The organism is Curtobacterium sp. Leaf261, assembly GCF_001422205.1.
Lineage (GTDB): Bacteria > Actinomycetota > Actinomycetes > Actinomycetales > Microbacteriaceae > Curtobacterium.
On sequence record NZ_LMMJ01000001.1, the window covers coordinates 892695 to 899245 of the forward strand.

Sequence of the window (6551 nt, forward strand, 5' to 3'; positions counted from 1 at the left end):
CGGTTCTGGTCGGGGCTGTTCGCCACCATGGCTCCTCAAGAGTTGCATCGGGCAGACGCCCGGTTCGTTCGCTGTGTCGTTGTCTGTGGCTCCAGTCCACCACGTCTCGACGTCGAGGTCGAGCGTGACGACGCTGGGGTGTCGTGCATGAGACGGCAACCACACGCGTGACCCGATCGCATCTGACGGGGTGACGACGAGGCTGCCGGTTAAACAGAAATGGCCACCGACCGCCGCCGAGACCCCGGAATGATTCCCAGGGTCTCGATGGAGGGCCAGTGGCCACATCGTGGATCACACGTGATCCCTTGCACAACCAACATCCACCTGAACGGATGCTGACTCTGCGGACGTGAAGTCCGGCGGTGTCCTACTCTCCCACAAGGTCCCCCTTGCAGTACCATCGGCGCTGTGAGGCTTAGCTTCCGGGTTCGGAATGTGACCGGGCGTTTCCCTCACGCTATAACCACCGGAACATACTTNCGAGCGCAGCCGGTCCTACTCTCCCACAAGGTCCCCCTTGCAGTACCATCGGCGCTGTGAGGCTTAGCTTCCGGGTTCGGAATGTGACCGGGCGTTTCCCTCACGCTATAACCACCGGAACATACTTCGATGTTCACGATCATCCACACCCAAACCGGTAAGCCGAAGGTGCGGTATTCAATTATTGTTGGGTTCCGATCGTCCATCGGGAACCACACAGTGGACGCGAGCCCCCCACCACTCTCATGGTGGAGGAAGTGTAATCAAGTCATCGGCCTATTAGTACCGGTCAGGCGCTGTGAGGCTTAGCTTCCGGGTTCGGAATGTGACCGGGCGTTTCCCTCACGCTATAACCACCGGAACATACTTCGATGTTCACGATCATCCACACCACCCAACCGGTAAGCCGAAGGTGTGGTATTCAATTATTGGTTTCCGATCGTCCATCGGGAACCACACAGTGGACGCGAGCCCCCCACCACTCTCATGGTGGAGGAAGTGTAATCAAGTCATCGGCCTATTAGTACCGGTCANTTCCGATCGTCCATCGGGAACCACACAGTGGACGCGAGCCCCCCACCACTCTCATGGTGGAGGAAGTGTAATCAAGTCATCGGCCTATTAGTACCGGTCAGCTCCACGGGTCGTTAGTCCCCGCTTCCACATCCGGCCTATCAACCCAGTCGTCTACTGGGAGCCTCTCACCCTCAAAGGGGCATGGAAATCTCATCTCGAAGACGGCTTCCCGCTTAGATGCTTTCAGCGGTTATCCGGTCCGAACGTAGCTAATCAGCGGTGCCCTTGGCAGAACAACTGACACACCAGAGGTTCGTCCATCCCGGTCCTCTCGTACTAGGGATAGATCTTCTCAAATTTCCTACGCGCGCAGCGGATAGGGACCGAACTGTCTCACGACGTTCTAAACCCAGCTCGCGTACCGCTTTAATGGGCGAACAGCCCAACCCTTGGGACCTACTCCAGCCCCAGGATGCGACGAGCCGACATCGAGGTGCCAAACCATGCCGTCGATATGGACTCTTGGGCAAGATCAGCCTGTTATCCCCGAGGTACCTTTTATCCGTTGAGCGACAGCGCTTCCACAAGCCACTGCCGGATCACTAGTCCCGACTTTCGTCCCTGCTCGACTTGTCAGTCTCACAGTCAAGCTCCCTTGTGCACTTACACTCGACACCTGATTGCCAACCAGGTTGAGGGAACCTTTGGGCGCCTCCGTTACTTTTTAGGAGGCAACCGCCCCAGTTAAACTACCCATCAGGCACTGTCCGTGAACCCGATCAGGGTCCTACGTTAGACATCCAGAGTGACCAGAGTGGTATTTCAACAATGACTCCACGAACACTGGCGTGCCCACTTCAACGTCTCCCACCTATCCTACACAAGCCACACCGAACACCAATACCAAACTATAGTAAAGGTCACGGGGTCTTTCCGTCCTGCTGCGCGTAACGAGCATCTTTACTCGTAGTGCAATTTCGCCGAGTTCGCGGTTGAGACAGCTGGGAAGTCGTTACGCCATTCGTGCAGGTCGGAACTTACCCGACAAGGAATTTCGCTACCTTAGGATGGTTATAGTTACCACCGCCGTTTACTGGGGCTTAAATTCTGAGCTTCGCCGTGAGGCTAACCCTTCCTCTTAACCTTCCAGCACCGGGCAGGCGTCAGTCCGTATACATCGTCTTGCGACTTCGCACGGACCTGTGTTTTTAGTAAACAGTCGCTTCCCACTGGTCTCTGCGGCCTTTCACGCTCCGGTAGCAAGTACCATCACGTGTCCGGCCCCCCTTCTCCCGAAGTTACGGGGGCATTTTGCCGAGTTCCTTAACCACGATTCTCTCGATCTCCTTGGTATTCTCTACCTGACCACCTGAGTCGGTTTCGGGTACGGGCGGCTGCAACCTCGCGTCGATGCTTTTCTCGGCAGCATAGGATCACTGATTTCCCCTCACGGGTACGCATCGGATCTCAGGCRYASAGACGACGGATTTGCCTATCGTCAGCCCTACATCCTTACACCAGGTTCACMTTACGGATACCATCGCCTGGCTCAGCTACCTTCCTGCGTCACACCTGTTAATACGCTAGCCGCACCAGCATGGGGTCGAGCGTTAGACCGGCACTCCATCACCCCGAAGGGATCCGAATACACCGGGTTAGGACTCTTAGCACCACTGGATTAGCTTGGGCGGTTGTTCGCCGGTACGGGAATATCAACCCGTTGTCCATCGACTACGCCTGTCGGCCTCGCCTTAGGTCCCGACTTACCCAGGGCGGATTAGCCTGGCCCTGGAACCCTTGGTCTTTCGGAGGACGGGTTTCTCACCCGTCTTTCGCTACTCATGCCTGCATTCTCACTCGTGTAGCGTCCACGGCTGGTTCACACCGCCGCTTCACTCGCCACACGACGCTCTCCTACCACTCCGTACGACTGAACCACGAAGGCTTGTCACTGTACGAAATCTACAACTTCGGTGGTGTGCTTGAGCCCCGTTACATTGTCGGCGCGGAATCACTTGACCAGTGAGCTATTACGCACTCTTTCAAGGGTGGCTGCTTCTAAGCCAACCTCCTGGTTGTCTATGCAACTCCACATCCTTTCCCACTTAGCACACGCTTAGGGACCTTAGTTGGTAGTCTGGGTTGTTTCCCTCTCGACGATGAAGCTTATCCCCCACCGTCTCACTGCTGCGCTCTCACTTACCGGCATTCGGAGTTTGGCTGACGTCAGTAACCTTTTGGGGCCCATCGGCCATCCAGTAGCTCTACCTCCGGCAAGAAACACGCAACGCTGCACCTAAATGCATTTCGGAGAGAACCAGCTATCACGAAGTTTGATTGGCCTTTCACCCCTATCCACAGCTCATCCCCTCCATTTTCAACTGAAGTGGGTTCGGTCCTCCACGACGTCTTACCGTCGCTTCAACCTGGCCATGGATAGATCACTTCGCTTCGGGTCTAGGACATGCGACTGRATCGCCCTATTCAGACTCGCTTTCGCTACGGCTACCCCACACGGGTTAACCTCGCCACATATCGCTAACTCGCAGGCTCATTCTTCAAAAGGCACGCTGTCACCCCTACTAAGGAGGCTCCAACGGTTTGTAAGCAAACGGTTTCAGGTACTATTTCACTCCCCTCCCGGGGTACTTTTCACCTTTCCCTCACGGTACTTGTCCGCTATCGGTCATCTGGGAGTATTTAGGCTTATCAGGTGGTCCTGACAGATTCACACGGGATTTCTCGGGCCCCGTGCTACTTGGGATACACATCCGGCCATAACACCATTTCGTCTACGGGGCTGGCACCCACTACGGCCCGGCTTTCAAACCGGTTCGACTATGATGCGCTGTAACCGCCCCAGTCCGGCAGAACTGAGYGACGTGTCCCACAACCCCGACCATGCAACGCCCGCCGGCTATCACACATGATCGGTTTAGCCTCATCCGCTTTCGCTCGCCACTACTCACGGAATCACATGTTGTTTTCTMTTCCTGTGGGTACTGAGATGTTTCACTTCCCCACGTTCCCTCTACCYGCCCTATACATTCAGGCGGGAGTCACCAGGTCGCAAAACGCCTGGCGGGGTTTCCCCATTCGGAAATCCTCGGATCRAAGCTCGATTATCAGCTCCCCGAGGCTTATCGCAGATTTCTACGTCCTTCTTCGGCTCCAGATGCCAAGGCATCCACCGTTTGCTCTTAGAAACTTGACCACAAAGCGACCACAACAMCAGCAACACCGTCACGGCGCCACCGGCTGCAGTCATCAGTGTTGTAATCGTCTCCCACCACCACCAGAAACCATGACGGCCCCGACGATGACGGTTGGCGATTGCACTCTTATACGACACCCACCGTTCCACCAGACACACCACCCMAAAMGGTGACGGCCCAACGTACTCAGCAAGTGTCAAAGATGCTCGCGTCCACTGTGTAGTTCTCAACATACGATCGGCACCAGCCCAACCCCCACCAACCGGTAGGTTCGGCACTGACCCGACGAAGGAACACCACCACCACCCGACCCGCGTCTTCCGACACGACCCCGACGATCCATGATGCCCRCCGCCATCTCCCCCACCACAAGCAGGGAGACGCGGAAGCCTGGTCCCTCAGGACCCAACAACGTGCACGACCCGAACCCTCACCACCCGACCCGTTCCATCCCCACCCGAAAGTGCGGAGTACTAGTGCCAGACAGATCCTGTCCAAGCCCACTGTCAATGTTCCACCCATGAGCTACCGGCGAGAACGTRYGTCTCGATCCGGCGCCTGGACACCCAACCACCCCGAACGGGACAGCTGTTACCGATGCCAGATGCTCCTTAGAAAGGAGGTGATCCAGCCGCACCTTCCGGTACGGCTACCTTGTTACGACTTAGTCCTAATTACCGATCCCACCTTCGACGGCTCCTTCCACAAGGGTTAGGCCACCGGCTTCGGGTGTTACCGACTTTCATGACTTGACGGGCGGTGTGTACAAGGCCCGGGAACGTATTCACCGCAGCGTTGCTGATCTGCGATTACTAGCGACTCCGACTTCATGAGGTCGAGTTGCAGACCTCAATCCGAACTGAGACCGGCTTTTTGGGATTCGCTCCACCTTACGGTATCGCAGCCCTTTGTACCGGCCATTGTAGCATGCGTGAAGCCCAAGACATAAGGGGCATGATGATTTGACGTCATCCCCACCTTCCTCCGAGTTGACCCCGGCAGTCTCCTATGAGTCCCCGACCGAATCGCTGGCAACATAGAACGAGGGTTGCGCTCGTTGCGGGACTTAACCCAACATCTCACGACACGAGCTGACGACAACCATGCACCACCTGTATACCGACCACAAGGGGGCGACCATCTCTGGCCGTTTCCGGTATATGTCAAGCCTTGGTAAGGTTCTTCGCGTTGCATCGAATTAATCCGCATGCTCCGCCGCTTGTGCGGGCCCCCGTCAATTCCTTTGAGTTTTAGCCTTGCGGCCGTACTCCCCAGGCGGGGCGCTTAATGCGTTAGCTACGACACAGAAACCGTGGAAAGGTCCCTACATCTAGCGCCCAACGTTTACGGCATGGACTACCAGGGTATCTAATCCTGTTCGCTCCCCATGCTTTCGCTCCTCAGCGTCAGTAACGGCCCAGAGATCTGCCTTCGCCATCGGTGTTCCTCCTGATATCTGCGCATTCCACCGCTACACCAGGAATTCCAATCTCCCCTACCGCACTCTAGTCTGCCCGTACCCACTGCAAGCCCGAGGTTGAGCCTCGGGATTTCACAGCAGACGCGACAAACCGCCTACGAGCTCTTTACGCCCAATAATTCCGGACAACGCTTGCACCCTACGTATTACCGCGGCTGCTGGCACGTAGTTAGCCGGTGCTTTTTCTGCAGGTACCGTCAAGAACCAAAGGTCCCCTTCTTCCCTACTAAAAGAGGTTTACAACCCGAAGGCCGTCGTCCCTCACGCGGCGTTGCTGCATCAGGCTTTCGCCCATTGTGCAATATTCCCCACTGCTGCCTCCCGTAGGAGTCTGGGCCGTGTCTCAGTCCCAGTGTGGCCGGTCACCCTCTCAGGCCGGCTACCCGTCGTCGCCTTGGTGAGCCATTACCTCACCAACAAGCTGATAGGCCGCGAGTCCATCCCCAACCAAAAAAATCTTTCCACAACCAGACCATGCGATCGGCTGTCATATCCAGTATTAGACGTCGTTTCCAACGCTTATCCCAGAGTCAGGGGCAGGTTACTCACGTGTTACTCACCCGTTCGCCACTAATCCACCCAGCAAGCTGGGCATCATCGTTCGACTTGCATGTGTTAAGCACGCCGCCAGCGTTCGTCCTGAGCCAGGATCAAACTCTCCGTAAAAAACGTTCACYACCATCCGAAGACGGCAGCAGAATTTGATGCTGACTGATAGACTGTCTACTGACAATCATTCAATCCAAAGGAATTGTCTCCGAACGACTCCCCCAACCGAAAAGATCAGGATCATCGCACGAGGTCAATAAATTGGCATTGACAATGTGCACGCTGTTGAGTTCTCAAGGACCAGACGC

4 rRNA genes and 1 other annotated feature are annotated in these 6551 nt (G+C 56.0%); all 4 genes read right to left on the reverse strand.

Features of this window, described 5'->3' with window-relative positions:
• Positions 1-357 precede the first annotated feature (357 nt).
• Positions 358-474 (reverse strand): 5S ribosomal RNA (gene rrf / locus ASF23_RS03750).
• A 12-nt stretch (positions 475-486) separates the two neighbouring features.
• A 5S ribosomal RNA gene (gene rrf, locus ASF23_RS03755) occupies positions 487-602 on the reverse strand.
• Positions 603-757: 155 nt separating this feature from the next.
• Positions 758-844 (reverse strand) — a sequence feature (5S ribosomal RNA rRNA prediction is too short).
• A gap of 240 nt (positions 845-1084) precedes the next feature.
• Positions 1085-4213 (reverse strand): 23S ribosomal RNA (locus ASF23_RS03760).
• Positions 4214-4829: 616 nt separating this feature from the next.
• Positions 4830-6360: ribosomal RNA gene (locus ASF23_RS03765) — 16S ribosomal RNA — on the reverse strand.
• The 16S, 23S and 5S rRNA genes sit together here, the layout of an rRNA operon.
• Between the last annotated feature and the right edge of the window lie 191 nt (positions 6361-6551).